The 23306-nt window shown below is 62.3% G+C and carries 20 protein-coding genes; 11 read left to right on the forward strand and 9 right to left on the reverse strand.

What is annotated here, in order from left to right:
• Nucleotides 1-25 precede the first annotated feature (25 nt).
• From greA to AZKH_RS15255, 5 genes are all read right to left on the reverse strand, one after another.
• The gene (gene greA / locus AZKH_RS15235; protein ID WP_015436683.1) at nucleotides 26-502 is read right to left on the reverse strand and encodes a transcription elongation factor GreA; all 477 of its coding nucleotides are present in this window, start codon (nucleotides 500-502) and stop codon (nucleotides 26-28) included.
• Nucleotides 499-3726, reverse strand: coding sequence for a carbamoyl-phosphate synthase large subunit (gene carB, locus AZKH_RS15240; RefSeq protein WP_015436684.1), 3228 nt, complete (start codon nucleotides 3724-3726; stop codon nucleotides 499-501). The genes greA and carB overlap by 4 nt, the downstream gene beginning before the upstream one ends.
• Before the next feature lie 53 nt (nucleotides 3727-3779).
• Nucleotides 3780-4922: a glutamine-hydrolyzing carbamoyl-phosphate synthase small subunit gene (gene carA / locus AZKH_RS15245; protein ID WP_015436685.1), complete on the reverse strand. Its 1143-nt coding sequence runs from the start codon at nucleotides 4920-4922 to the stop codon at nucleotides 3780-3782.
• Between the two features lie 164 nt (nucleotides 4923-5086).
• On the reverse strand, nucleotides 5087-5893 hold the full coding sequence (gene dapB / locus AZKH_RS15250; protein ID WP_015436686.1) for a 4-hydroxy-tetrahydrodipicolinate reductase: 807 nt from the start codon (nucleotides 5891-5893) through the stop codon (nucleotides 5087-5089).
• A 25-nt stretch (nucleotides 5894-5918) separates the two neighbouring features.
• Nucleotides 5919-6500, reverse strand: a complete 582-nt coding sequence (locus tag AZKH_RS15255; protein WP_231874417.1) for an outer membrane protein assembly factor BamE — start codon at nucleotides 6498-6500, stop codon at nucleotides 5919-5921.
• On the opposite strand from AZKH_RS15255, the gene fur reads away from it, so the two are divergent.
• Nucleotides 6454-6891 carry a ferric iron uptake transcriptional regulator gene (gene fur, locus AZKH_RS15260; protein WP_041656246.1) on the forward strand — a complete coding sequence of 146 codons (438 nt, stop codon included), beginning with the start codon at nucleotides 6454-6456 and terminating at the stop codon, nucleotides 6889-6891. The genes AZKH_RS15255 and fur overlap by 47 nt on opposite strands.
• A 32-nt stretch (nucleotides 6892-6923) precedes the next feature.
• Here fur and recN read toward each other — a convergent pair whose 3' ends face one another.
• Nucleotides 6924-8594, reverse strand: coding sequence for a DNA repair protein RecN (gene recN, locus AZKH_RS15265; protein WP_015436689.1), 1671 nt, complete (start codon nucleotides 8592-8594; stop codon nucleotides 6924-6926).
• 22 nt (nucleotides 8595-8616) lie between these two features.
• Entirely contained in the window at nucleotides 8617-9501 is an 885-nt protein-coding gene (locus AZKH_RS15270) for an NAD kinase (RefSeq protein ID WP_015436690.1), read from the reverse strand.
• Nucleotides 9502-9585: 84 nt separating this feature from the next.
• On the opposite strand from AZKH_RS15270, the gene hrcA reads away from it, so the two are divergent.
• From hrcA to AZKH_RS15290, 4 genes are all read left to right on the forward strand, one after another.
• Nucleotides 9586-10614, forward strand: coding sequence for a heat-inducible transcriptional repressor HrcA (hrcA, locus tag AZKH_RS15275; RefSeq protein WP_041657390.1), 1029 nt, complete (start codon nucleotides 9586-9588; stop codon nucleotides 10612-10614).
• Between the two features lie 32 nt (nucleotides 10615-10646).
• Complete coding sequence (gene hemH, locus AZKH_RS15280) at nucleotides 10647-11744, forward strand: ferrochelatase (protein WP_015436692.1); 1098 nt, start codon at nucleotides 10647-10649, stop codon at nucleotides 11742-11744.
• Nucleotide 11745: 1 nt separating this feature from the next.
• On the forward strand, nucleotides 11746-12141 hold the full coding sequence (locus tag AZKH_RS15285) for a phage holin family protein (protein ID WP_015436693.1): 396 nt from the start codon (nucleotides 11746-11748) through the stop codon (nucleotides 12139-12141).
• Nucleotides 12142-12235: 94 nt separating this feature from the next.
• A complete protein-coding gene (locus tag AZKH_RS15290) occupies nucleotides 12236-13300 on the forward strand; it encodes a hypothetical protein (protein ID WP_015436694.1) in 1065 nt (354 codons plus the stop codon).
• Nucleotides 13301-13316: 16 nt separating this feature from the next.
• Here the strand turns inward: AZKH_RS15290 and AZKH_RS15295 are convergent, their stop codons facing one another.
• The gene (locus AZKH_RS15295) at nucleotides 13317-14681 is read right to left on the reverse strand and encodes a serine/threonine-protein kinase (protein ID WP_041656247.1); all 1365 of its coding nucleotides are present in this window, start codon (nucleotides 14679-14681) and stop codon (nucleotides 13317-13319) included.
• A 172-nt stretch (nucleotides 14682-14853) separates the two neighbouring features.
• Between AZKH_RS15295 and grpE the strand changes: the two genes are divergently transcribed.
• The 3 genes from grpE (at nucleotide 14854) to dnaJ (ending at nucleotide 18726) form a co-directional block, all read left to right on the forward strand.
• Complete coding sequence (gene grpE / locus AZKH_RS15300) at nucleotides 14854-15435, forward strand: nucleotide exchange factor GrpE (RefSeq protein WP_015436696.1); 582 nt, start codon at nucleotides 14854-14856, stop codon at nucleotides 15433-15435.
• Nucleotides 15436-15550: 115 nt separating this feature from the next.
• Nucleotides 15551-17488, forward strand: a complete 1938-nt coding sequence (gene dnaK, locus AZKH_RS15305) for a molecular chaperone DnaK (RefSeq protein ID WP_015436697.1) — start codon at nucleotides 15551-15553, stop codon at nucleotides 17486-17488.
• Nucleotides 17489-17601: 113 nt separating this feature from the next.
• Nucleotides 17602-18726, forward strand: a complete 1125-nt coding sequence (gene dnaJ / locus AZKH_RS15310; RefSeq protein ID WP_015436698.1) for a molecular chaperone DnaJ — start codon at nucleotides 17602-17604, stop codon at nucleotides 18724-18726.
• Between the two features lie 56 nt (nucleotides 18727-18782).
• Here the strand turns inward: dnaJ and cysS are convergent, their stop codons facing one another.
• Nucleotides 18783-20168 carry a cysteine--tRNA ligase gene (cysS, locus tag AZKH_RS15315; protein WP_041656249.1) on the reverse strand — a complete coding sequence of 462 codons (1386 nt, stop codon included), beginning with the start codon at nucleotides 20166-20168 and terminating at the stop codon, nucleotides 18783-18785.
• Nucleotides 20169-20372: 204 nt separating this feature from the next.
• On the opposite strand from cysS, the gene AZKH_RS15320 reads away from it, so the two are divergent.
• The 3 genes from AZKH_RS15320 to AZKH_RS15330 are packed head-to-tail and all read left to right on the forward strand — an operon-like array spanning nucleotide 20373 to nucleotide 23300.
• Complete coding sequence (locus tag AZKH_RS15320; RefSeq protein WP_041656251.1) at nucleotides 20373-21470, forward strand: nuclear transport factor 2 family protein; 1098 nt, start codon at nucleotides 20373-20375, stop codon at nucleotides 21468-21470.
• Entirely contained in the window at nucleotides 21467-22678 is a 1212-nt protein-coding gene (locus AZKH_RS15325; RefSeq protein ID WP_015436701.1) for a murein L,D-transpeptidase family protein, read from the forward strand. Before AZKH_RS15320 ends, AZKH_RS15325 begins: the two co-directional genes overlap by 4 nt.
• A gap of 40 nt (nucleotides 22679-22718) precedes the next feature.
• The gene (locus AZKH_RS15330; RefSeq protein WP_015436702.1) at nucleotides 22719-23300 is read left to right on the forward strand and encodes a peptidylprolyl isomerase; all 582 of its coding nucleotides are present in this window, start codon (nucleotides 22719-22721) and stop codon (nucleotides 23298-23300) included.
• Nucleotides 23301-23306 lie beyond the last annotated feature (6 nt).

Genomic DNA, 23306 nt, shown 5'->3' on the forward strand with positions numbered 1-23306 from the left:
TGCATGTCAGCGATCCGCCAGAGCCTCATTCGTAACGTACGTCGATGACTTCGTACTCACGAACGCCGCCGGGCGCCTGAACCTCGGCGATATCTCCCGCATACTTTCCGATCAGCGCACGTGCGATGGGCGAGCTGATGGAAATCTTGTTTTCCTTCACATCCGCCTCATCGTCGCCGACGATTTGGTAAGTCACAGTGGAGCTCGATTCCATATCCTCGAGTTCCACCGTGGCACCGAATACGCAGCGCCCGTCGGCATCGAGCAGGCGCGGATCGATGATCTGTGCGTTGGAGAGCTTCGCCTCGAGCTCCTTGATCCGCCCTTCGAGAAAGCCCTGACGCTCCTTGGCCGCGTCGTATTCGGCATTCTCCGAAAGGTCCCCATGCGAACGCGCCTCTGCGATCGCCGCAATCACGTTCGGCCGCTCGACGGTCTTCAGTCGGTGTAGTTCGACGCGGAGTTGCTCCGCGCCATTTACGGTAAGAGGTGTCTTGATCATGATGCAGGATTGAGTTCGGCGTGCAGTGATTGCAGGCCATAGACTTCGAGTTCGTCGATGTGGCGCATGCCCATGCAGGCAGCCCGCGCGCCTTCGATCGTCGTGAAGAGCGTCAGCTTGGCGGCTAGCGCGCTCGTACGGATCGAGCGCGAATCCACGATCGCCTGACGCTTTTCCTCGACCGTATTGATGACGAAGCTCAGCTCGTTGTTCTTGATCATGTCGACAATATGCGGCCGACCTTCGTTGACCTTATTGACGACCGTGACCGGGATGTTCGCCGCGTCGATTGCAGATGCGGTACCGCGCGTGGCAACGAGGCTGAAGCCGAGCTCGTGCAGCTCACGTGCGACCTCGACGGCAACGCCACGGTCCGCCGGCTTGACACTAATGAATGCCGTGCCGGACTTGGGCAGCCTGACGCCGGCGGCAAGCTGCGCCTTCACGAAGGCCTCGGCGAAGCTCCGGCCCACGCCCATGACCTCGCCCGTCGACTTCATTTCCGGCCCGAGAATGGTGTCGACGCCGGGGAACTTGACGAACGGGAAGACGGCTTCCTTGACGGAATAATAGGGCGGCACGATTTCGCCCGTGACACCTTGGCTGGCGAGGCTTTGCCCGGCCATGCAGCGAGCCGCAATCTTTGCCAGGGGCAGGCCGCATGCCTTCGAGACAAAGGGAACCGTACGCGACGCGCGGGGATTGACTTCGAGGACGTAAACCGTCGCATCGTTGCCTTCGCCCTGAATCGCGAACTGGACGTTCATCAGGCCGCAGACGTTCAGCGCACGCGCCATTGCCTCGGTTTGGCGGCGCAGCTCATCCTGCAGACGCGGAGACAGCGTGTACGGGGGCAGCGAGCATGCCGAGTCACCGGAGTGAACACCAGCCTGTTCGATGTGTTCCATGATGCCGCCGATGATGACCTGCTGACCATCGGACAGCGCATCGACGTCGATTTCGGTGGCGTCGTTCAGGAAGCGGTCGAGCAGAACCGGCGATTCGTTCGAAACCTTGACGGCTTCGCGCATGTAGCGCTCGAGGTCCTTCTGCTCATGCACGATTTCCATCGCGCGGCCGCCAAGCACGTAGCTCGGGCGCACCACCAGCGGGTAACCGATTTCGGCCGCGAGGCGCACCGCCTGCTCGGGCGTGCGCGCCGTCCGGTTGGGGGGCTGCTTGAGGCCGAGATCGTTGAGCAGCTTCTGGAAGCGCTCGCGGTCCTCTGCCGCGTCGATCATGTCGGGGCTGGTGCCGATGATGGGCACGCCGTTCTCTTCGAGTGCCTGAGCACGCTTGAGCGGGGTTTGGCCACCAAACTGGACGATCACGCCAACCGGCTTCTCGATGTGCACGATCTCCAGGATATCCTCGAGCGTAATCGGCTCGAAGTATAGGCGGTCGGAGGTGTCGTAGTCGGTCGACACGGTTTCCGGGTTGCAGTTGACCATGATGGTCTCGTAGCCGTCTTCGCGCAGCGCGAGCGCAGCATGGACGCAGCAATAGTCGAACTCGATGCCCTGGCCGATCCGGTTTGGACCGCCGCCGAGGACCATGATCTTCTTCTTGTCGGTCGGACGCGCTTCGCACTCGTCTTCGTACGAGGAGTACATGTACGCGGTCGAGGTCGAGAACTCCGCCGCGCAGGTATCGACGCGCTTGAATACCGGGCGCACGCCCTGCGCCTGACGGTGCAAACGGACCGCAGTCTCATCGACGCCGAGGAGCTTGGCAAGACGACGGTCGGAGAAGCCCTTGCGCTTCAGACCACGCATTTCGGCTGCCGGCATCGCCTTCAGCGAACGACCCGTCAGCGCCTTCTCGGTCAACACGATATCCTCGATCTGGGCGAGGAACCACGGGTCGATCTTGGTCAGGTTGAAAACCTGCTCCTGCGTGTAGCCTTCGCGGAACGCCTGGCCGACGTACCAGATGCGTTGGGCACCCGGGTTGGCGAGTTCATGCTCAAGGTCTTCGCGATCGGCTTCGACTTCGTCCAAGCCATAGACCCCGACTTCGAGGCCGCGCAGCGCCTTCTGGAACGACTCCTGGAAGGTGCGACCCATCGCCATCACTTCGCCGACCGACTTCATCTGGGTCGTGAGGCGGTCGTTGGCTTGCGGGAACTTTTCGAACGCGAAACGCGGGATCTTGGTAACGACATAGTCGATCGAGGGCTCGAAGGACGCAGGCGTGGCGCCGCCGGTGATGTCGTTCTTGAGTTCGTCGAGCGTGTAGCCGATGGCGAGCTTGGCGGCGACCTTGGCGATCGGGAAGCCGGTCGCCTTCGAGGCGAGCGCCGACGAGCGCGACACACGCGGGTTCATCTCGATCACGATCATGCGACCGTCCTTCGGGCTGATCGCGAACTGGACGTTCGAGCCGCCGGTGTCGACGCCGATCTCGCGCAGCACTGCGATCGAGGCGTTACGCAGGATCTGGTATTCCTTGTCGGTGAGCGTCTGCGAGGGCGCGACCGTGATCGAGTCGCCGGTGTGGACACCCATCGGATCGAGGTTCTCGATCGAGCACACGATGATGCAGTTGTCCGCGCGGTCGCGGACGACTTCCATCTCGTACTCCTTCCAGCCGATCAGCGATTCTTCGATCAGGAGTTCATTGGTCGGGCTCGCCTCGAGCCCGCGCTTGCAGATCTCGTCGAACTCTTCCATGTTGTAGGCGATGCCGCCGCCGGTGCCGCCGAGCGTGAAGGACGGGCGGATGATGACCGGGAAGCCGATGCCGCCCTGCACCTGCAGGGCTTCTTCCATGCTGTGGGCGATGCCGGAACGGGCCGAACCGAGGCCGATCTTGGTCATCGCGTCCTTGAACTTGAGGCGATCCTCGGCCTTGTCGATCGCGTCGCGCGACGCGCCGATCAATTCGACACCGTACTTCTCGAGCACGCCATTCTTCGCGAGGTCGAGCGCGCAATTGAGCGCAGTCTGACCACCCATCGTCGGCAGCAATGCGTCGGGGCGCTCCTTTTCGATGATGCGCTCGACGACCTGCCACGTGATCGGCTCGATGTAGGTGACGTCGGCCGTGCCCGGATCGGTCATGATCGTGGCCGGGTTGGAGTTCACGAGAACGACGCGATAGCCCTCTTCGCGCAGCGCTTTGCAAGCTTGCGCGCCGGAATAGTCGAACTCGCACGCCTGGCCGATGATGATCGGGCCGGCGCCAATGATGAGAATGCTTTGTATGTCTGTACGCTTAGGCATTGCCTAACCTCGGTATTGCGTTGAAGGGCGACAGCAAGGCTGCCGCCTGCGAATCATTTGCGCGCTTCGAGCAACTTGATGAAGCGGTCGAACAGGTAGGCGACATCGTGCGGCCCGGGGCTCGCTTCCGGGTGCCCCTGGAAGCAGAACGCGGGCACGTCGGTCCGCTCCATCCCCTGCAGGCTACCGTCGAAGAGCGATACGTGCGTCGGGCGCAGGTTCGCGGGCAGCGTGTCGGCATCAACCGCGAAGCCGTGGTTCTGGCTCGTGATCAGCACCTGACCGGAGTCCAGGTCCTTGACCGGATGGTTCGCGCCGTGGTGACCAAACTTCATCTTGACGGTGCGCGCGCCGGAGGCGAGCGCCATCAACTGGTGGCCAAGACAGATGCCGAAGGTCGGTATGCCGCGCGACAGGAACTCGCGGATCGCTGCGATCGCGTAATCACAGGGCTCCGGATCTCCAGGACCGTTGGACAGGAAGATCCCGTCCGGATTGAGGGCAAGCACTTCGACGGCGGGGGTCTGAGCCGGCACGACGGTCAGGCGGCAGCCGCGGCTCGCCAGCATCCGCAGGATATTTGCCTTGACGCCGAAGTCGTAGGCGACGACGTGGAACCGCGCGTTCGCCTGCGCTTCGTAGCCGGCGCCGAGCTTCCATTCGCCTTCGGTCCAGGGGAAGGACCGGTCGGTGCTGACGACCTTTGCGAGGTCCATGCCAGCAAGCCCGGGGAAGTCGCGCGCCTGAGCGACAGCCGCTTCCGGGTTGAGCGCCTGCCCTTCCCCGGCGGTGACGATGCAGCCCGCCTGAGCGCCCTTCTCGCGCAGGATACGGGTCAGTTTTCGGGTATCGATCCCGGCGATGGCCACGACGTTTTCCGCCTTCAGATAGGCGTCCAGCGTCTGCTCCATGCGGAAATTGGAAGGCAGAATGGGAAGGTCGCGGATGACGAGGCCCGCGGCATGCACGCGGGTCGCCTCGACGTCTTCGCGATTGATGCCGGTATTGCCGATATGGGGATAGGTCAGCGTTACGATCTGCCGGCAGTAGCTCGGGTCGGTAAGGATCTCCTGGTAACCGGACATCGAGGTGTTGAAAACGACCTCACCAACCGTGCTGCCGGCCGCGCCAATTCCCTTGCCAAAAAATACCGTCCCGTCGGCAAGTGCTAGTAGAGCGGGCGGGGAAGCAGTCACGACAAACTCCTGAGTTCAGCCGAAAAGACAGGGGCAACCTGTAGGCCAGCCCCCGTTTGTGAAAAAAGCGGGACGAGCCGATCGGCTAATCCCGCTATCTAATCGACGAATTGTAGCGTTTGGCGGAGCCAGAGGCAACGCTGCGGATCCCGTACCCGCCGACCTCAGTTCAGGCCAAGGACCGCCTGCATGTCGAACAAGCCGCTCGACCGCCCCGCGAGGAAGCGCGCTGCGCGGACTGCGCCGAGCGCGTAAGGCATGCGGCTGCCGGACTTGTGCGTGATCTCGATGCGTTCGCCGATGCCTGCGAACAGAACCGTATGGTCGCCGACGACGTCACCGCCGCGAATCGTCGAAAAACCGATCGTCTCGGCTTTGCGCTCGCCGGTAACCCCCTCCCGACCGTAGATCGCGCAGGTCTCGAGATCCCGGCCGAGCTCGCGCGCAACAACCTCGCCCATACGCAGCGCAGTGCCTGACGGGGCATCCACCTTGAAACGATGGTGGGCCTCAATGACCTCGACGTCGTAGCCCTCGTTGAGGATGCGCGCCGCAACCTCGAGCAACTTGAACACGGCGTTCACTCCGACGGCCATGTTCGGCGCGAATACGACCGGAATTTCTTGGGCAGCAGCGTTGATGACTTCCTTCTCGGCCGTCGAAAACCCCGTCGTGCCAATCACGATGGACTTACGCAGTTCGCGTGCCAGCTGGAGATGGGACAGCGTGCCTTCGGGACGCGTGAAATCGATGATGCAATCCGCTGCCGCGATCGCGGCACGAGGGTCGTCGGTGATAGCCACACCACAGGCCGCACCCACAAGTTCGCCGGCATCGCGACCGATGAACGGCGTGCCGGGCCGGTCGAACGCCGAGGCCAGCACGACTCCGTCGTCCTCGAGCGTCGCCTCGATCAGCATCCGCCCCATTCTGCCGGATGCACCGGCAATCGCAATTCGCAACACACTCATCTCAACACTTCCTGGATTGGCGGAATCAATTCTTCGCAGGCGCGGGCTCGATCTCGATCACCCTGCTGCGCTCGGCCTGCACGGCCGGCGCTGACGAATCCCCAGGAGTGACATCCCCTTCGACATGATCAAGCTTGTCACCATCGAAGAAAACGCTTAGGACCCGCTGCTGCGGTTCGCCGCGGCCGGGACGAAATGAATAGACGTAATCCCAGCGCGTTGCGTGAAAGACGTCCGTTACGAGTGGAGTACCCAGGGCAAAGCGCACCTGGTCGCGCGTCATGCCTTTCTTGAGCCGCGCGACCATCTCCTGATCGACGTAGTTGCCTTGTCGCACGTCGATACGGTAGGGGTTGATGCGATCGGTGATCGTGGTGAAGGAACATCCGACCAACAGGCCGGCGGCGGCCATCGCGGCCGCAAATGTCTTTAAACGCATGTATAGAGTCTTGGTCATTGGCGCCGAACGGCGAATCGTTCTCAGGCACAGCCGAAAAAATATATCATAGGCAGACAGCGGCCATGTGCTGCCGGCACGCTCGCGACCCAACGGGGCCATCATGTCTGAGAATTCGCAAAACCTCAAAAATATCGGCTTGAAAGCCACTTACCCCCGCCTGAAGATTCTTGACCTCTTCCAGACGTCCGACGTGCGTCACTTGACGGCGGAGGATGTCTATCGTCTGTTGACAGCGGAAGGCATGGACATCGGACTGGCGACTGTCTATCGCGTCTTGACTCAGTTCGAACAAGCCGGCCTCCTCGAACGTCACTACTTCGAGTCCGGCAAGGCGGTTTTCGAACTCAAGGAAGGCGGTCACCACGACCACCTGGTCTGCATCCAATGCGGGAAGGTCGAGGAATTCTTCGACCCGGAAATCGAGCGCAAGCAAAACAAGGTCGCGGAAGAACGCGGCTTTGCCGTCCGCGAGCATGCGCTCTATCTTTACGCCGATTGCCTGCGCAAGGATTGTCCTAACCGGAAGCTGGGCGAATAAGGTCGCAGGCGGCAACCTGGCGCCGTTTTAACTCAAACGGCGCCGGCGCGGTCCGCCGCAAGCATCTCCGCCGCATGGCGGCGCGTGGTGTCCGTGATGTTCACACCGCCCAGCATTCGGGCAATTTCCTCGATACGCGCGGACACGTCCAGTGGCGTGACGGCACTGAGGACCTCCTCTCCGTGCTTTGCCTTTGCGATATTCCACTGCCAGTCTGCGCAGGCAGCGACCTGGGGCAAGTGCGTCACGCACAATACCTGCCGCGACTGCCCGAGGCGGTGAAGCAGGCGTCCGACGATCTCGGCGACACCGCCCCCGATGCCGACGTCGACCTCGTCAAAAATGAGTGTCGGCGTTGCCGATTCGCGGCTGGTGATCACCTGGATCGCCAAGCCGATACGTGACAGTTCGCCCCCCGACGCAACCTTTGCGAGGGGCCGCAGCGGCTGATTGAGGTTGGCCGCGACGCGGAATTCGACGGATTCGACACCATGCGCCGTGGGGGCACAAGGCTCCAGCGCCACCTCGAAGCGTCCGCCGGCCATGGCGAGGGTCTGCATCGCGTCCGATATTTCCTGCGACAAGGCTTTCGCTGCAGGACGACGGGCGACGGAGAGGCGCTCCGCAGCGGCTTCGTACTCACGCCGGGCCGACTCTTCCTGCTCCGCGAGTCGCACCGGGTCGGCGTCGGCAACGAGGGATTCGAGCCTGCGCTGCCAGCCTGCCAGCAGCCCGGGCAGTTCTTCGGGCACGACGCGATGTTTGCGCGCGATATCGGTCACCCGCCCGATCTGCTGCTCGATCTGCGCAAGCCGGGAGGGGTCCAAGTCGAGACGATCCCGGTAGCGCCTCAAGCTGTGCAAGGCTTCGTCGGCCTGAATTGCCGCGCCGGATAGCAGCTCCCGCACCTCCTCGAGTCCGCTGTCGATACCCGACATCGACTCTATCCGTACGTGAATCTGGCGCAGCAAGGTCGCCACGGAGAGATCGCCGTCGCCGAGCGTTGCGACCACCTCGTCGGCGCCCTCCATCAGCCCGGCTGCATGGGCCAAGCGCGAGTGCTCGGTATTCAGTTCATCCCACGCCGCAGGTTCGAACGCGAGTTCTTCGACCTCGCTGATCTGCCACGCAAGGAGCTCGCGCTCTCGTTCGGACGCTGCCGAGTCGTGCTCGGCCGCCCTGCGTCTTTCGGCGAGCAGCTGCCAGGCGCGAAAGCGGGCTGCGACTTCGCCCGCCTGGTCCGCCGCTCCCGCGTGACCATCCACGAGGGCTCGCTGGGCATCCGCCTTGAGCAGGGCATGATGGGCATGCTGACCATGAATATCGGCGAGCCAGTCCCCGGCTTCGCGCAACTGCGTCTGAGTGACGGGCACGCCGTTGATCCAGGCCCGCGAACGGCCACCGGACTCGACGACGCGCCGCAGGATCACGACGCCCTCGTCGTCCGGCAGATCGTGCTCGGATAGCCACCGCATCAGTTCGCCAGTCGGCGGCAAGTCGAACTCCGCCGAAATATCCGCCTTGTCGCGGCCCACGCGGACAGCACCCGGCTCCGCCCGACCTCCCAGCGCCAGCCCGAGCGCATCGAGCAGAATCGACTTGCCCGCACCGGTTTCGCCGGTCAAGGCACCAAAACCGTCCTGAAAATCAAGTTCCAGACGATCGACGATGACAAAATCCCGTATGGTCAGACGGCGGAGCATGAACGTCGCAATTCGTGGTTGTTCAGGGAAGGCGGGGGGTCGCGCTCCAGTGGAGCTTTTCCCGCAACATGGCGAAGTAGCTGTATCCCTCGGGATGCAAGAGCCGGACCGCCTTGGGGGAACGCGTGACGCGCACGAGGTCGCCGGCATGCGCATCAAAGCGGCTCTGCCCATCGACGTGCACGCTTGCGTCGTGCGGCGGCAGAAGCGCGATCTCGATGCGACAGGTGTCCGGCAGCGTTATCGGCCGCGCCGTCAGTGCGTGCGGACACAGCGGAACGAGCGCAATTCCCCCGACCGTCGGGTGGAGGATGGGGCCGTTAGCAGAAAGTGCATAGGCCGTCGAGCCGGTGGGCGTCGTCAGAATCATCCCGTCGGACCGCTGCCTATAGACGAACTCGCCGTCGATCGACAGATCGAATTCGATCATCCTGCCGAGGTCGCCCTTGTTGACGACCACATCGTTGAGCGCCAGCGTATGAAACACACGGCGCCCGCCGCGAAGAACCTCGGCGTCGAGCATCGCGCGCAATTCTTCCGAATATCGGCCCTCGAGCATCTCCGAGAGTTTCGTCAATGCGTCGTTGCGCCCGATATCGGTGAGGAACCCGAGCCGCCCCTGGTTGATCCCTACCAGCGGAACAGAATGCTCACACAGGCGCCGCGCGGTGTTGAGCATCGTACCGTCCCCGCCGAGGACGACCGCCAGATCCGCCTGAACTCCGATCTCGTCGTAGGTTGCGGTGGCAAACTCGCCGACGAGGCCGATGGAACTCGCCGTTCCCTGCTCGATCCATACCGCTAAGCCCTTCTCGCGAAGGAAGCCCGCGATGGACAAGACGGCTCCGGCTACGTCTGGACTCTGGTACTTGCCGATCAGGGCAACGGTATGAAATTTATGCGCCATGCCTTAGATTAAACCACAACCTTCCAGGCCCTTGGCAGAGGTGGTGCCACTTCCCTAGAATCGTCGGAAATGGCCCCAAACATCATGACGAAGCTTGACCCCAGATCCAAGATCCTGCTCAAGACCCTGATCGAACATTACATTGTCGAGGGGCAGCCCGTCGGTTCGCGTGCGCTATCGCGCTTTTCGGGACTCGAACTATCCCCCGCGACCGTGCGCAACGTAATGAGCGATCTCGAGGAGATGGGCTTCATTACCAGCCCGCATACATCGGCCGGACGCATTCCGACGGCGATGGGATACCGCTTCTTTGTCGACTCGCTGCTGACCGTGCAGCCGCTCGAACAACAGCAGGTACGCGAGCTGAAAGGTCAGTTGCAGCCCGACCAGCCCCAACGGCTTCTGAGTGCAGCATCCCACCTCCTCTCCGAGCTGACCCAGTTTGCGGGGGTCGTGGTGTCGCCGCGCCGCGACACGCTGAAGATTCGCCAGATCGAATTCATCCGCCTGTCGGAGAACCGCATCCTGCTGATCATCGTGTCGATGAGTGGAGAAGTGCAGAACCGTATCCTGATCACGCAACATTCGTATTCGCCCGCCGAGCTGACGATGGCGGCAAACTATCTGACGGAGCACTTTGCCGGACTCGGCTTCAACGACATCCGCGCCCGGATCCGCGACGAACTCCGGCAATTGCGGGCCGACATGAGCGAACTTCTGAACGCCACGGTCGAGGCCGGTACGGCCGCAGCGCACGACGACACCAGCAGCTACGTGCTGTCCGGCGAGACGAATCTTCTGGATGTCGAAGAGCTGTCCTCCAACGTCGCGCATCTACGCGAGCTCTTCAAGCTGTTCGAACAAAAGACCGGGCTGATGCAGCTGCTCGACCTGTCCAATCGGGCACAAGGGGTACAGATCTTCATCGGCGACGAATCCGGCCTCGCGCAACTCGATGGTTGCAGCGTCGTGACGTCCGGCTACGAGGTCAATGGCCAGGTCGTAGGCTCCGTAGGCGTCATCGGACCGACCCGAATGGCTTATGATCGCGTAATTCCGATCGTCGATATCACGGCACGCCTTCTCTCGAACGCCTTGTCGAGCGTCAACTGAGCGCGTCCCACTCTCCCCGCACAAGGAAGCCCATGGCCCGTTACTGGACCGAACCCGCCTATTCCCACGGCACGCCCACGCGCACGGGCATCCTGCTCGTGAATCTGGGCACGCCCACCAGCCCGACAGCCGCCTCCGTTCGCCCCTACCTCAAGGAATTTCTCTCCGACCCACGCGTTGTCGAGATTCCGAAACTCGTCTGGTGGCCGATTCTGAACGGCATCATCCTGAACGTCCGCCCGAAAAAGTCTGCCGAAAAATACGCCAGCATCTGGATGGATGAGGGCTCCCCGCTGAAGGTGCACACACAGAAACAGGCAAAACTGCTCGCGGGCTACCTGGGTCATGCCGGCGCGGCCGGCTTGCAGGTTGAATGGGCGATGCGCTATGGCGAACCGTCGGTCGCGAGCGTGCTGAACCGGATGAAAGCCAACGGGTGCACAAGGATTCTGGTCGTTCCCCTCTACCCCCAATATGCCGCGAGCACCACCGCCAGCGTGATGGACGAAGTCGCGCGCTGCATGACTCGCTGGCGGAATCTGCCCGAAATCCGTTACGTGCGTAACTTCCACGACCAACCCGGCTACATCGCCGCCTTGGCGCAAAGCGTCCGCGACCACTGGATGCGCAACGGTCAAGGCGACAAGCTGATCATGAGTTTTCACGGTATCCCACGTCGATCGCTCGACCTCGGGGACCCCTACCACTGCGAATGCCAGAAGACCGCTCGTCTGCTGGCAGCGGCGCTCCAGTTGCCCGACGACCGCTGGCAGCTCACCTTTCAATCCCGCTTCGGCAAGGCGGAATGGCTCAAGCCCTACACCCAGCCGACTCTCGAAGCACTCGCCCGACAAGGAACGGAGCGGGTGGACGTGATGTGCCCCGGTTTCCCCGCAGACTGTCTCGAAACGTTGGAAGAGATTGCGATGGAATGTCGGACAGCCTTCCTCGGCGCCGGGGGCAAGAGTTTTCACTACATTCCCTGCCTCAACGAGCGGGACGACTGGATCGCGGCACTTTCCGCTCTCGTGCGCGATCATCTGGGCAATTGGCTTTCGATCCCCACCGCGAGCGGCGACGCATTGGCGGCGACTGCCGAGCGGGCACGCATGGCCGGCGCGGAATGCTGATATGAGCCCCGGCATCCGCCTTCTGCTGCGTTGGCTGCTCAATGCGGTCGCACTACTGCTCCTGCCAGAGGTCCTCGGCGGCCTGCGCGTCGACAGCTACGCCGCAGCGCTGGTGACGGCACTCCTGCTTGCGCTCATCAACGCACTGATCCGGCCTATCCTCATTCTGATCACCCTACCGATCACGGTGCTGACGGTTGGGCTGTTTACGCTGATCATCAACGCGCTGCTTTTTTGGGCAGCGACCGGACTGGTAAGTGGCGTGCAGGTGGCGGATTTCTGGACCGCCTTCTGGGGCGCCCTCCTCTACAGCCTGCTGACGTGGCTGGTCAGCATCGCCTTGTCGGACGGAACCGATTCGCGGATCGAAATCACGATGCGCCGTGGAAGGCGCTGATTCGACGAGCCGCCGAGACGAAATTTAGAGCCGCTCAAGTTTCGCACGGCCCGGCCGTTAATACCTGTGGGCAACTGGATCACAGGGGACGGCCATGAAGATCGCGTCAGCAAGCGTGCAACTGCAGTCGTCCCACGTTGCGACCAGCAGCTTCGAATCGAACGAGCGCCTCGAAATGTGGGTCGGGAACCGCCGCGGCGGCGCAAACGGCGGTAACGACATTGGCACCGTCGTACGCGAGGCGGCGCGTGCCCAGGTTGAAGTTTCGAAGGAAGCCCGCGCCCTGCAGGAAGCCGGGGCGACGGACAACGATGACGACACGATCGATGCCGACCCGCGCATGCGCTTCCTGAAGCAACTCATCGAAGCCCTGACCGGAAAATCGGTCAAGACCGTCGACGCGAAGGACCTGCGCCCGGACGCAGCCCCCGCCGCCCCCACGGTGCCCGACGCGCCAGCGCCGGCACAGCAACAAGGGCCGCGCCGAGCCAGATTCGGCGTCGATTACCAGTACCACGCCAAGTATCAGGAACACGAACAGACACGATTCGCTGCGCAAGGCACCGTCAAGACGGCCGACGGGCAGGAGATCCGCTTCAAGCTCGACCTTTCCATGGAGCGCAACTACAGCGAAACCAAGGATGTACAGATGCGTCTGGGCGACGCGCAGATGAAGGATCCGCTCGTACTCGACTTCGCAGGTCCCGCCGCCGCGCTCTCGGATACACGCTTTTCCTTCGACCTCGACGCCGACGGCACTGCCGAATCCCTCCCGATGCTCGCAGGCGGCACCGGTTATCTCGCAATCGATCGTAACGACAACGGGCGCATCGACGACGGCGGCGAATTGTTTGGCCCCTCGACCGGCAGCGGCTTCGGTGAACTCGCCGCGCTCGACAGCGATAAGAACGGCTGGATCGACGAGTCCGATGCCGCTTTTGGCCAACTGCGCGTATGGTCACCCGCGACGGAAGGCGCAGGAAGCCTCAAGACTGCCGCCGAAGCCGGCGTGGGCGCGCTCTATCTGGGCAATGTGGCAACGCCGTTTTCCTTGCGCGGGGCGGCCAACAACAGCCTTGGCGAAATGCGCACCAGCGGCGTCTATCTCCATGAAGATGGAAGCGCGGGAACCGTCAACCAGATCGATCTGAGCGTCTAGCGACAGCCGGCCCCGCTCAATCCTCGACCAGTTGCAGGTCGAGAATCGTGGTCGCGGTGATTTGCCCGGCCGCAGCCGGTTCGCCATGCTGAGCGAGTGCCCGCGCCGCGGCGCCGAGACGTTTGGCCACGACCGTCGACAAGGTCGTACGGAACAACTCCCGCAGTTCGTCGGTCGCCAGTGCAAGCGCAGCGGGATGGATTTCGGCATACGCGCAGCGGGCAGTGGCAACGATCGACATCGGATGCCGGTGATCGATATTGTCGAGCCAGGCCAGTTCACCGAATACTTCACCCGGACCAAGACAGGACACCCGCCGCCCCTCAACGGAGACTTCCACCTCGCCCTCGATGAGGATCCCGAAACGCTGATCGGCATCCCCTTCGCGGATCAGCAGCGCGCCAGGCTCGGCGGCACGCCAGGAGCAGATTCTCAGCACTTCCCACAGCTCGACATCACCGAACTCGGTGAAGAAACTGAGCTTGCGCAGTTGCGAAAAGCGCGTGGTATCGGGCGGAACGTAACGATCGTCGACGATCTGGAAACGTACCGCGGTGAGGTCCTTGGCGAACTCCGCCCCGTTCTTGTAACGGGAATACAGATCCTTCTCGAGTGCCTTGCGGATCACGGCGTCCATCTGCTCGGGCAGTTCCGGATTGAGCTGCGACACCCGCGGAGGATCAGCATTGATGATCTTGTAGATCAGCTGCGCCGGATTGCTCGCCCGGAACGGCAAGCGTCCCGTCAGGAGGTGGAAGAGCACCACTCCGAGCGAATACAGGTCCGTCTTCTGGTTCAGCGGATAGCCCTTGATCTGCTCAGGGCTCATATAGGCAGGCGAGCCCACCCCCATGATGAAGGTCGAGTCCGCCTCCACTTTCTTGTTGATGTTGAGCGCCAAACCGAAATCGGTGATCTTCACGTTGTCGCGATCATCGACCAGGATGTTCGCCGGCTTGATGTCACGATGCACGATCCCCTGACGATATGCGTAATCCAGCGCCATGCAGCACTTGAACACGATGCCGATCGCGCGGTGGACGGGCAACATCCGCTCGAAACCGCAGAACCGCTCCAGCGACTCGCCGGGAAAATACTCCATCACCACGTAAGCCTGGGATGGCTCCACTTCGGCCTCGTGGATGCGGATGATGTGGGGGTGGTCCAGACGGCTTGCGACCGCCTTCTCCGCCTTCAGCAACTTGAGCAGGCGCCGGTTCCACTTTGCCTCGTCGCGGCTCCGGTCCTGGAAGCGGATCAGCTTGATCGCCACGGGCTCCGGCCAATCCGGCGATTCGCCCATGTAGACGACCGCCGTCGCACCGCGCCCGACCTCCTTCACGATGCGGTACTTGCCGATTGTCCGGGGAATATCGCTCATCGCCGATCCGTACGTTCCCGCAATCATGCTCAATGAGTTATGAGGATTGGTCAATCCTGACACAGCCGCCCCGGCATCGGCAACACACGAAACATTTTTTTGGATCTCCCCTTGAAAAAGGCGACCCCGTCCCCACTTCGCAAACGTTAATGAAGACAGGGAGTTTCGACCCATGCAGGAAAACAAGCCGTCCGCCGACATCCAGGGCGAACTGCCGGAGAATGTCGCGACCTCGCAATCCGCCCCCCCCCAGTCGAACGATCAGGGCGCCGCAACCCAGCCGGATACGATGCCGAGCATTGAGGAAACCCTGCGCCAGGCCGAATTGAAGGCTACCGAACACTACGACGCCTGGCTTCGCGCCAAGGCCGAAGGCGAAAACATTCGTCGCCGCGCTCAGGAAGACATCGCCAAGGCCTCGAAGTTTGCCGCCGAAAAATTTGCTAACGCGATGCTGCCCGTCAAGGACAGCCTCGAAGCCGCCCTTGCAGTCGAGAACCAGACGCTCGAGAGCCTGCGCGCTGGCGTAGACCTCACCCTGAAGCAACTCACCTCCGCGTTCCAGGCTGCTGGCGTCGCCGACGAAAATCCGGTCGGCAGCCGCTTCGACCCTAACCGCCACCAGGCCATTGGCATGGAAGAGGCCGACGTCGAGCCGAACACCGTGATCAAGGTCCTGCAAAAGGGCTACATGCTCAACGAGCGCGTGTTGCGTCCCGCGATGGTCGTGGTCTCGAAGGCAAAAAGCGCCTGACGACACCTTGAAAACGCGGAGCCAACCCGCATCTAACGAACAACCGAACTTCCGGTGAGGCGTAAAGGTCGCGAACCGCGACAACACCTTCGCCACAGACTGAAAAGGAACAGATATGGGCAAGATCATTGGCATCGACCTGGGCACCACCAACAGCTGCGTCTCCGTGATGGAAGGCGGCAAGCCCAAGGTCATCGAAAACTCGGAAGGTGCGCGCACCACCCCCTCCGTCGTCGCCTACGCCGAAGACGGCGAGATCCTCACCGGTGCCCCCGCGAAGCGTCAGGCCGTCACCAACGCCAAGAACACCCTGTTCGCCGTCAAGCGCCTGATCGGCCGCCGCTTCGAAGAGAAGGAAGTGCAGAAGGACATCGACCTGATGCCCTTCACAATCGCGAAGGCCGACAACGGCGACGCCTGGGTCGAAGTGCGCGGCAAGAAGATCGCCCCCCCGCAGGTCTCGGCCGAAGTGCTGCGCAAGATGAAGAAGACCGCGGAAGACTACCTCGGCGAGGAAGTCACCGAGGCCGTCATCACCGTTCCCGCCTACTTCAACGACAGCCAGCGCCAAGCCACCAAGGACGCAGGCCGCATCGCCGGCCTCGAAGTCAAGCGCATCATTAATGAGCCGACCGCGGCCGCCCTCGCCTTCGGCATGGACAAGAAGCCGGGCGACTCCAAGATCGCCGTGTATGACCTCGGCGGCGGCACCTTCGACATCTCGATCATCGAGATCGCCGACATCGACGGCGAACACCAGTTCGAAGTGCTCGCGACCAACGGCGACACCTTCCTCGGCGGCGAAGACTTCGACCAGCGCCTGATTGACTACATCGTCACCGAGTTCAAGAAGGACCAGGGCGTCGACCTCAAGAACGACGTGCTCGCGCTGCAGCGCCTGAAGGAAGCCGCCGAAAAGGCCAAGATCGAGCTCTCGTCGTCGCAGCAGACCGAAGTGAATCTGCCCTACATCACGGCCGACGCGACTGGCCCGAAGCACCTGGCGATCAAGATCACCCGCGCCAAGTTCGAATCGCTGGTCGACGACCTCATTGAGCGTACGATCGAACCCTGCCGCATCGCACTGAAGGACGCCGGCATCAAGGTCTCGGACATTGACGACGTGATCCTCGTCGGCGGCCAGACGCGCATGCCGAAGGTTCAAGACAAGGTCAAGGAGTTCTTCGGCAAGGATCCGCGCAAGGACGTGAACCCGGACGAAGCCGTCGCTGTCGGCGCCTCGATCCAGGGCGGCGTGCTGCAAGGTGAAGTCAAGGACGTGCTGCTGCTTGACGTCACCCCGCTGTCGCTGGGCATCGAAACCCTGGGCGGAGTGATGACCAAGCTGATCCAGAAAAACACCACGATCCCGACCAAGGCCTCGCAAGTGTTCTCGACCGCCGACGACAACCAGAGCGCGGTCACTATCCACGTGCTGCAGGGCGAACGCGAAATGGCCGCCGGCAACAAGAGCCTGGGCCAGTTCAACCTGTCGGACATCCCGCCCGCCCCGCGCGGCATGCCGCAAATCGAAGTCACCTTTGACATCGACGCCAACGGCATCCTGCACGTGTCGGCCAAGGACAAGGCGACCGGCAAGGAAAACAAGATCAAGATCCAGGCGAACTCCGGCCTCTCGGACGACGAGATCCAGCGCATGGTGCAGGACGCCGCCGCGCACGCTGAAGAGGACAAGAAGGCCCACGAGCTGGTTGACGCTCGCAATCAGTGCGACGCGCTGGTGCACTCGGTGAAGAAGTCGCTGACCGAATACGGCGACAAGATCGGCGCCGACGAAAAGGCGAAGATCGAAGCCGCCATGAAGGAAGCGGAAGAATCACTGAAGGGTAACGACAAGGCGACCATCGAGGCCAAGACGCAGGCGCTCGCGATGGCCAGCCAGAAACTCGGCGAGCAGATGTATGCCCAGACCCAGGGCGCCGCCGAAGGCGCGGCAGGAGCATCAGCAGGCGGCAACTCGCCGGGCGGCTCGAAGGCTGCCGACGCCGATGTCGTCGATGCCGAGTTCACCGAAGTCAAAGACAAGAAGTAATCGTTCGCCGAACGGCGAGATGTCGGCCGAGCCTTCGCCAGTGCCCTCACTGGCCGGCTCGGCCTTTGCATGATCGGGGATCTCGGGATCTCCCTGGCAGAGCGAACAGCAAGATGGCAAAACGGGATTATTACGACGTTCTAGGCGTCAACCGCGACGCGTCGGACGACGAAATCAAGAAGGCCTACCGCAAACTGGCCATGAAGCACCACCCGGACCGCAATCCGGATAGCAAGGACGCCGAGGACAAGTTCAAGGAGGCGAAGGAAGCCTACGAGATCCTCTCCGACGGCCAGAAGCGCGGCGCCTATGATCGCTACGGTCACGCCGGCGTCGATCCATCTGCGGGCGCGGGTCCCGGCGCACAGGGTTTCGAAGGCTTCGCCGACGCCTTCTCCGACATCTTCGGCGACATCTTCGGAGGCGGCGGCGCACGCGGTCGCTCCAACGTCTATCGCGGCGCAGACCTGCGCTACAACCTCGAGATCTCGCTCGAGGAAGCCGCGCGCGGCGCCGACAAGACGATCCGCATCCCGACCGTCGAAGAGTGCGACACCTGCCATGGCAGCGGCGCCAAGCCCGGCACCCAGCCCAAGCCCTGCCCCACCTGCGGCGGCGCGGGCCAGGTTCGCATCCAGCAAGGCTTCTTTTCGATCCAGCAGACCTGCCCGAAGTGTCACGGCACCGGACGCATCATCCCCGACCCCTGCCGCGACTGCGGCGGCGCCGGTCGCGTGAAGCGACAGAAGACGCTCGAAGTGAAGATCCCGGCGGGTATCGACGAAGGCATGCGCCTGCGCCACGCCGGACACGGCGAACCCGGCGTCAACGGCGGCCCAGCCGGCGACCTTTACGTCGAAATCCACATTCGCGCCCACCCGGTATTCCAGCGCGACCGCGACGATCTGCACTGCGAGATGCCGATCAGCTTCACGACGGCCGCACTCGGCGGCGAGATCGAAATCCCGACCCTCGACGGCATGGCGCGCCTGCGCATCCCCGCCGAAACGCAAAGCGGCAAAGTGTTCCGTCTCCGAGGCAAGGGCATCCGCAACGTCCGCTCGCAAGTCCATGGCGACCTGCTGTGCCACGTCGTTGTGGAAACGCCGGTCAACCTGACCGATCGTCAGAAGGAACTGCTGCGCGAATTCGAGGAAGTGTCGAGCGGCGACGCCGAGCGTCACAACCCGAAGGCCAAGTCCTGGATGGACAAGGTGAAAGAGTTCTTCAGCGGCTAAGCGCCGAAGGATCAGGGACAGCGCCAGACTTCCGGCGTGTCCCTGAGCCCATCATCTCAGGCCCGGCGCCAGATCGTTCCCTGCGCCGAATCCTCGAGCACCACACCCTGCGCCAGCAACTCGGCGCGAATGCGGTCGGCCTCCGCAAAGTTCCTGGCCTTCTTGGCCTCGGCCCGCTGCGCAATCTGCGCTTCGATCGCAGCCGTGTCGGCGTCCCCGCCTTGACCGCCAATGCCGCCCTGCAGGAAGACTTGCGGCTCCCGCTCCAGCAGCCCCAGCACGCCCGCCAAGCCCTTCAACTGGGCCGCGGTTGACTCCGAACCCGTGCGATTGACCTCGTTGGCCAAGTCGAATAGCACCGCCACCGCCTCGGCCGTGTTGAAGTCGTCATCCATCGCGGCGCGGAAGCGCTGCGCATGGCTTTCCGTCCAGTCGACGCCCCCACCCGCGGTCTTGACGTTGCGCAAAGCAGTGTAGAGACGCGTCAACGACTGCCGCGCGTCGTCGAGGTGGGCATCCGAATAGTTCAGAGGACTGCGGTAGTGCGCGCGCAGAATGAAGAAGCGCACCACCTCGGGGTCGTACTGCTTGAGCACGTCGCGGATCGTGAAGAAGTTGCCGAGCGACTTCGACATCTTCTCGTTGTCGACGCGAACGAAGCCGTTATGCATCCAATAGTTAACGAAAGCGTGTCCGTGCGCCCCTTCCGACTGCGCCACCTCGTTCTCGTGGTGCGGAAACTGCAGATCCTGACCGCCGCCATGGATGTCGAAGTGTTCGCCGAGCAACTGCGAACTCATTGCCGAGCACTCGATGTGCCACCCCGGCCTGCCGTCGCCCCATGGCGAATTCCACTTCACTTCCGCCGGCTCTTCGACTCGCGCGTGCTTCCACAACACGAAATCGAGCGGATCGCGCTTCTCGCCGACGATCTCGACACGCTCACCGGCTCGCAGTTCGTCGAGAGTCTTGCCGGACAGCTTTCCATAGCCCTCGAACTTCCGCACCGCGTAGCACACGTCCCGATTTTCCGCGACGTAGGCCAAGCCCTTGTCGTACAGCCGCCCAATGAGCGACTGCATCTGCGGCACGAATTCCGTCGCCCGCGGCTCGTGATTCGGCCGTTGCACCCCCAGCGCGTCGGCATCCTCGTGCATCGCCGCGATAAAGCGATCGGTCAAATCTCGGATCGACTCTCCGTTCTCCTGCGCCCGACGAATGATTTTGTCATCGATATCGGTAATGTTGCGGACATAGGTCAGGTCATATCCGCTGGCGCGCAACCAACGCGCAACCATATCAAACACAACCATGACTCTAGCATGACCGAGATGACAATAGTCATAGACAGTCATGCCACATACATACATTCGAACCTTCCCCTCATCGATGGGGGTAAAGATTTCTTTCTTTCGTGTCAGAGTGTTGTGAATATGAAGCATGGCGTTTCCGGCGGAATTGCAGAGCGACTTGCCATCAGAGGATCGACCACCGCCTCCACTAGGCAAGAGGAAGGCGAGGTGGCGCCAACGCGTATCTGCAGAAGCCGCATCACGGGGCACCCAAATGTGATGCGGGCCTGGTTATTTGCTAGAATATCGCGTTAATCCGCGTGGATTAAGGTGAAACCGAGCGATTCTAACACAATGAAGATGCGCCCAAATTCCGCACTCGCCCTTACGGCTCTGGTCCTGGCCCTCGGCTCGAACCCTTCGGCTCATGCCGCCGATACCCTTTCCCAGGTTCAATCGCTCGTGAACCAGGGGCAACACTCTCAAGCGCTCGCAATGGCGGACCGCCTGCTTGCCGCCAACGCCAAGGATCCTCAGACCCGCTTCCTGAAGGGCATTGCCCTGACCGAGTTGAATCGGCCGGATGAAGCGATCAGCGTCTTCCAGAAGCTCACCGAAGATTTCCCCGAACTCCCGGAACCCTACAACAACCTCGCCGTCTTGTACGCGCAGCAGCGCCAATACGACAAGGCCCGCGCCGCGCTCGAAATGGCGATCCGGACTCATCCGAGCTACGCGACTGCGCACGAAAACCTGGGTGACGTGTATGCCCGCCTCGCCAGCCAGGCCTACGACAAGGCCCTGCAGCTCGACTCCGCGAACGCTGCGGCCCAGTCGAAGCTTGCCCTGATTCGCGAGATCACCTCCGGCAAGGGTCAGAGCGCCCCGCGCGCTCCTGCAGCGACCGCGGCATCGCGTCCGGTCGCAACGGCATCTGCCGCACCCGCCCCGACTCCGCAGCCAGCGCCGGCTCCGGCCGCAGCCCCGGCGGCGACACCAGCCGCTCCGGCCATCGCATCCACCGCACCGACCGCCAGCCCGGCACCCGCGGCAACCAACAACCACGCCGCCGCGCCCGCGCCGGCAGCCCACGCGGCCAGCGCGACATCGACCGCCGAACACGACGCCATCCAGGCGGTCGAAGCATGGGCGAAGGCATGGTCCCGCAAGGACGTGAAGGCGTACCTGGGCTTCTACGACAAGGATTTCCGGCCGCCCGGCGGCCAGTCACGCAGGGCATGGGAAAACGAGCGCGAACAACGCGTTGCAAAACCGGGCAAGATCGCTGTCGAGATCGAGAAGCCGAAGGCGACCGTCGATGGCGACGTCGCGGTTGTACGCTTCCGCCAGAACTACGATTCGGTCGGCTTCAATGCCAGCTCGAACAAGACGATCGAGCTCGTCAAGCGTAACGGCACCTGGCGGATTCGCGAGGAGCGTGTTGGAGGATGAAGTGCATGATTGCCGGACGAAAGTTTCTCGTCCGACTGTTGTTCGCCCTACTGGCAATTGCCCCGGCATTTGCCCAGCCGCCTATCGCGCCGCAACGGGGCATCTCCGACTCGGGCCCCGATGCCTCGCTTGAATACGTATTCACGGAGATTGAGGCCAACCGCCTCGACTCCGCTCTTGAGCGAACCGAAGCACTCATTCGCGCTTATCCGAACTTCCGTCTCGCCCACCTGATCAAGGGCGACCTCCTGCTCGCCCGCGCCAAGCCGCTTACCACCTTCGGGAACGCTCAAGCGCCGGCCGAGCGGGTCCGGGATCTTCGCGAAGAAGCCATCGCACGATTGCGGGCGTACCGGGAACGCCCCACGACGTCAAAATACATCCCGCGCTACCTACTGCAGATGAGCCCGGACCAGCGGTACGCGATCGTCGTCGACAGCAAGCGCGCGCGGCTTTACGTGTACGCCAACGAAGCCGGGAAGCCTCGCTTTGTCGCGGATTACTATGTGAGCCACGGCAAGGGTGGCGTGGACAAGCGGAATGAAGGCGACAACAAGACCCCGCTCGGCGTCTATCAGGTCACCTCTTTCATCGAACAAGCAAAGCTCCCCGACCTGTATGGCAGCGGCGCATTTCCCATCAACTATCCGAACGAGTGGGACCGCCGGCAGGGTCGCACCGGGCATGGCATCTGGCTCCACGGCACTCAGAGCGACACCTATTCGCGGGCACCGCTGGCCTCCGAAGGCTGCGTGACGATGTCGAACCAGGATTTCCTGCAGATCTCCAATTTCGTGCAGGTGGGCCTGACCCCAGTCATCATCAGCAACGAAATCGAATGGCTTTCGCTCGACAACTGGCAGTCGGAACGCAAGAACCTGCAAGAAACCATCGAGCATTGGCGCCGCGATTGGGAAAGCGTCGATGTGGACCGCTATCTGTCCCATTATTCCAAGGACTTCCGCAGCGATCAGCAGGATCTGGCTGCTTGGGCCGCGCAAAAGCGTAACGTGGCCCAGAGCCGCAAATGGATCAAGGTCAATCTCGACAAGCTCAGCATGTTCCGCAACCCGGGACGCGAAGACATGGTCGTGGTCACCTTTGAACAAGACTATCGAAGCGACGGCATCTCAGACCGCATTCGCAAGCGCCAGTATTGGCTGAAGGAAGGCGGCCGCTGGAAGATCGTCTACGAAGGCAAGGCCTGAGCCGTCTTCATCCTTTCCCTCCCTCTCAATGGTCAGAACAATGAAACGCTTCCTCATTTCGTTTTTTCTCACAGCGTGGCTCGCCAACGCCTTCGGAGCCAATCCGGTGGTCGAGATGCGTACCAACCAGGGTACGATCACGATCGAACTGTTCGCTGACAAAGCCCCGAAGTCCGTCGCAAACTTCCTTGAATACGTGCAGGGCGGCCAATACAACGGGACGATCTTCCATCGCGTCATCGATGGCTTCATGATCCAGGGTGGCGGCTTCGACGCGGACATGCGGGAGAAGTCGACCCGCGCCCCGATCGAAAACGAGGCTCGCAACGGACTGCGCAACCAGGTGGGCACGCTGGCGATGGCGCGCACCGCAAACCCGCACTCGGCAACCGCCCAATTCTTCATCAACCTGGCCGACAATCAGTTCCTCGACTACCCTTCGCGTGACGGCTGGGGCTATGCCGTCTTCGGCAAGGTCACCAAGGGGCTCGACGTCGTCCAAAAGATCGGAAAGGTCCCGACCGGCAACCTCAAGGGTTTCCAAGACGTTCCGCAACAATCGGTCACGATCGAATCGGTCCGTGTCATCCAAGGCGACAAAGCCGCCAACACCAAACAGTAAGCCCCA

It is taken from the genome of Azoarcus sp. KH32C (genome assembly GCF_000349945.1).
In the GTDB taxonomy this organism is placed as follows: domain Bacteria; phylum Pseudomonadota; class Gammaproteobacteria; order Burkholderiales; family Rhodocyclaceae; genus Aromatoleum.

Bases quoted from the DNA above. Each gene is read 5' to 3' on its own strand.
- dnaJ (WP_015436698.1), top strand. From the start codon at position 17,602: ATGGCAAAACGGGATTATTACGACGTTCTAGGCGTCAACCGCGACGCG.
- grpE (WP_015436696.1), top strand. From the start codon at position 14,854: ATGCAGGAAAACAAGCCGTCCGCCGACATCCAGGGCGAACTGCCGGAG.
- hemH (WP_015436692.1), top strand. From the start codon at position 10,647: ATGGCCCGTTACTGGACCGAACCCGCCTATTCCCACGGCACGCCCACG.
- AZKH_RS15330 (WP_015436702.1), top strand. From the start codon at position 22,719: ATGAAACGCTTCCTCATTTCGTTTTTTCTCACAGCGTGGCTCGCCAAC.
- recN (WP_015436689.1), bottom strand. From the start codon at position 8,594: ATGCTCCGCCGTCTGACCATACGGGATTTTGTCATCGTCGATCGTCTG.
- AZKH_RS15270 (WP_015436690.1), bottom strand. From the start codon at position 9,501: ATGGCGCATAAATTTCATACCGTTGCCCTGATCGGCAAGTACCAGAGT.
- AZKH_RS15320 (WP_041656251.1), top strand. From the start codon at position 20,373: ATGAAGATGCGCCCAAATTCCGCACTCGCCCTTACGGCTCTGGTCCTG.
- AZKH_RS15325 (WP_015436701.1), top strand. From the start codon at position 21,467: ATGAAGTGCATGATTGCCGGACGAAAGTTTCTCGTCCGACTGTTGTTC.
- AZKH_RS15290 (WP_015436694.1), top strand. From the start codon at position 12,236: ATGAAGATCGCGTCAGCAAGCGTGCAACTGCAGTCGTCCCACGTTGCG.
- dapB (WP_015436686.1), bottom strand. From the start codon at position 5,893: ATGAGTGTGTTGCGAATTGCGATTGCCGGTGCATCCGGCAGAATGGGG.
- AZKH_RS15295 (WP_041656247.1), bottom strand. From the start codon at position 14,681: ATGAGCGATATTCCCCGGACAATCGGCAAGTACCGCATCGTGAAGGAG.
- AZKH_RS15285 (WP_015436693.1), top strand. From the start codon at position 11,746: ATGAGCCCCGGCATCCGCCTTCTGCTGCGTTGGCTGCTCAATGCGGTC.
- hrcA (WP_041657390.1), top strand. From the start codon at position 9,586: ATGACGAAGCTTGACCCCAGATCCAAGATCCTGCTCAAGACCCTGATC.
- cysS (WP_041656249.1), bottom strand. From the start codon at position 20,168: ATGCTTCATATTCACAACACTCTGACACGAAAGAAAGAAATCTTTACC.
- carB (WP_015436684.1), bottom strand. From the start codon at position 3,726: ATGCCTAAGCGTACAGACATACAAAGCATTCTCATCATTGGCGCCGGC.
- dnaK (WP_015436697.1), top strand. From the start codon at position 15,551: ATGGGCAAGATCATTGGCATCGACCTGGGCACCACCAACAGCTGCGTC.
- fur (WP_041656246.1), top strand. From the start codon at position 6,454: ATGTCTGAGAATTCGCAAAACCTCAAAAATATCGGCTTGAAAGCCACT.
- greA (WP_015436683.1), bottom strand. From the start codon at position 502: ATGATCAAGACACCTCTTACCGTAAATGGCGCGGAGCAACTCCGCGTC.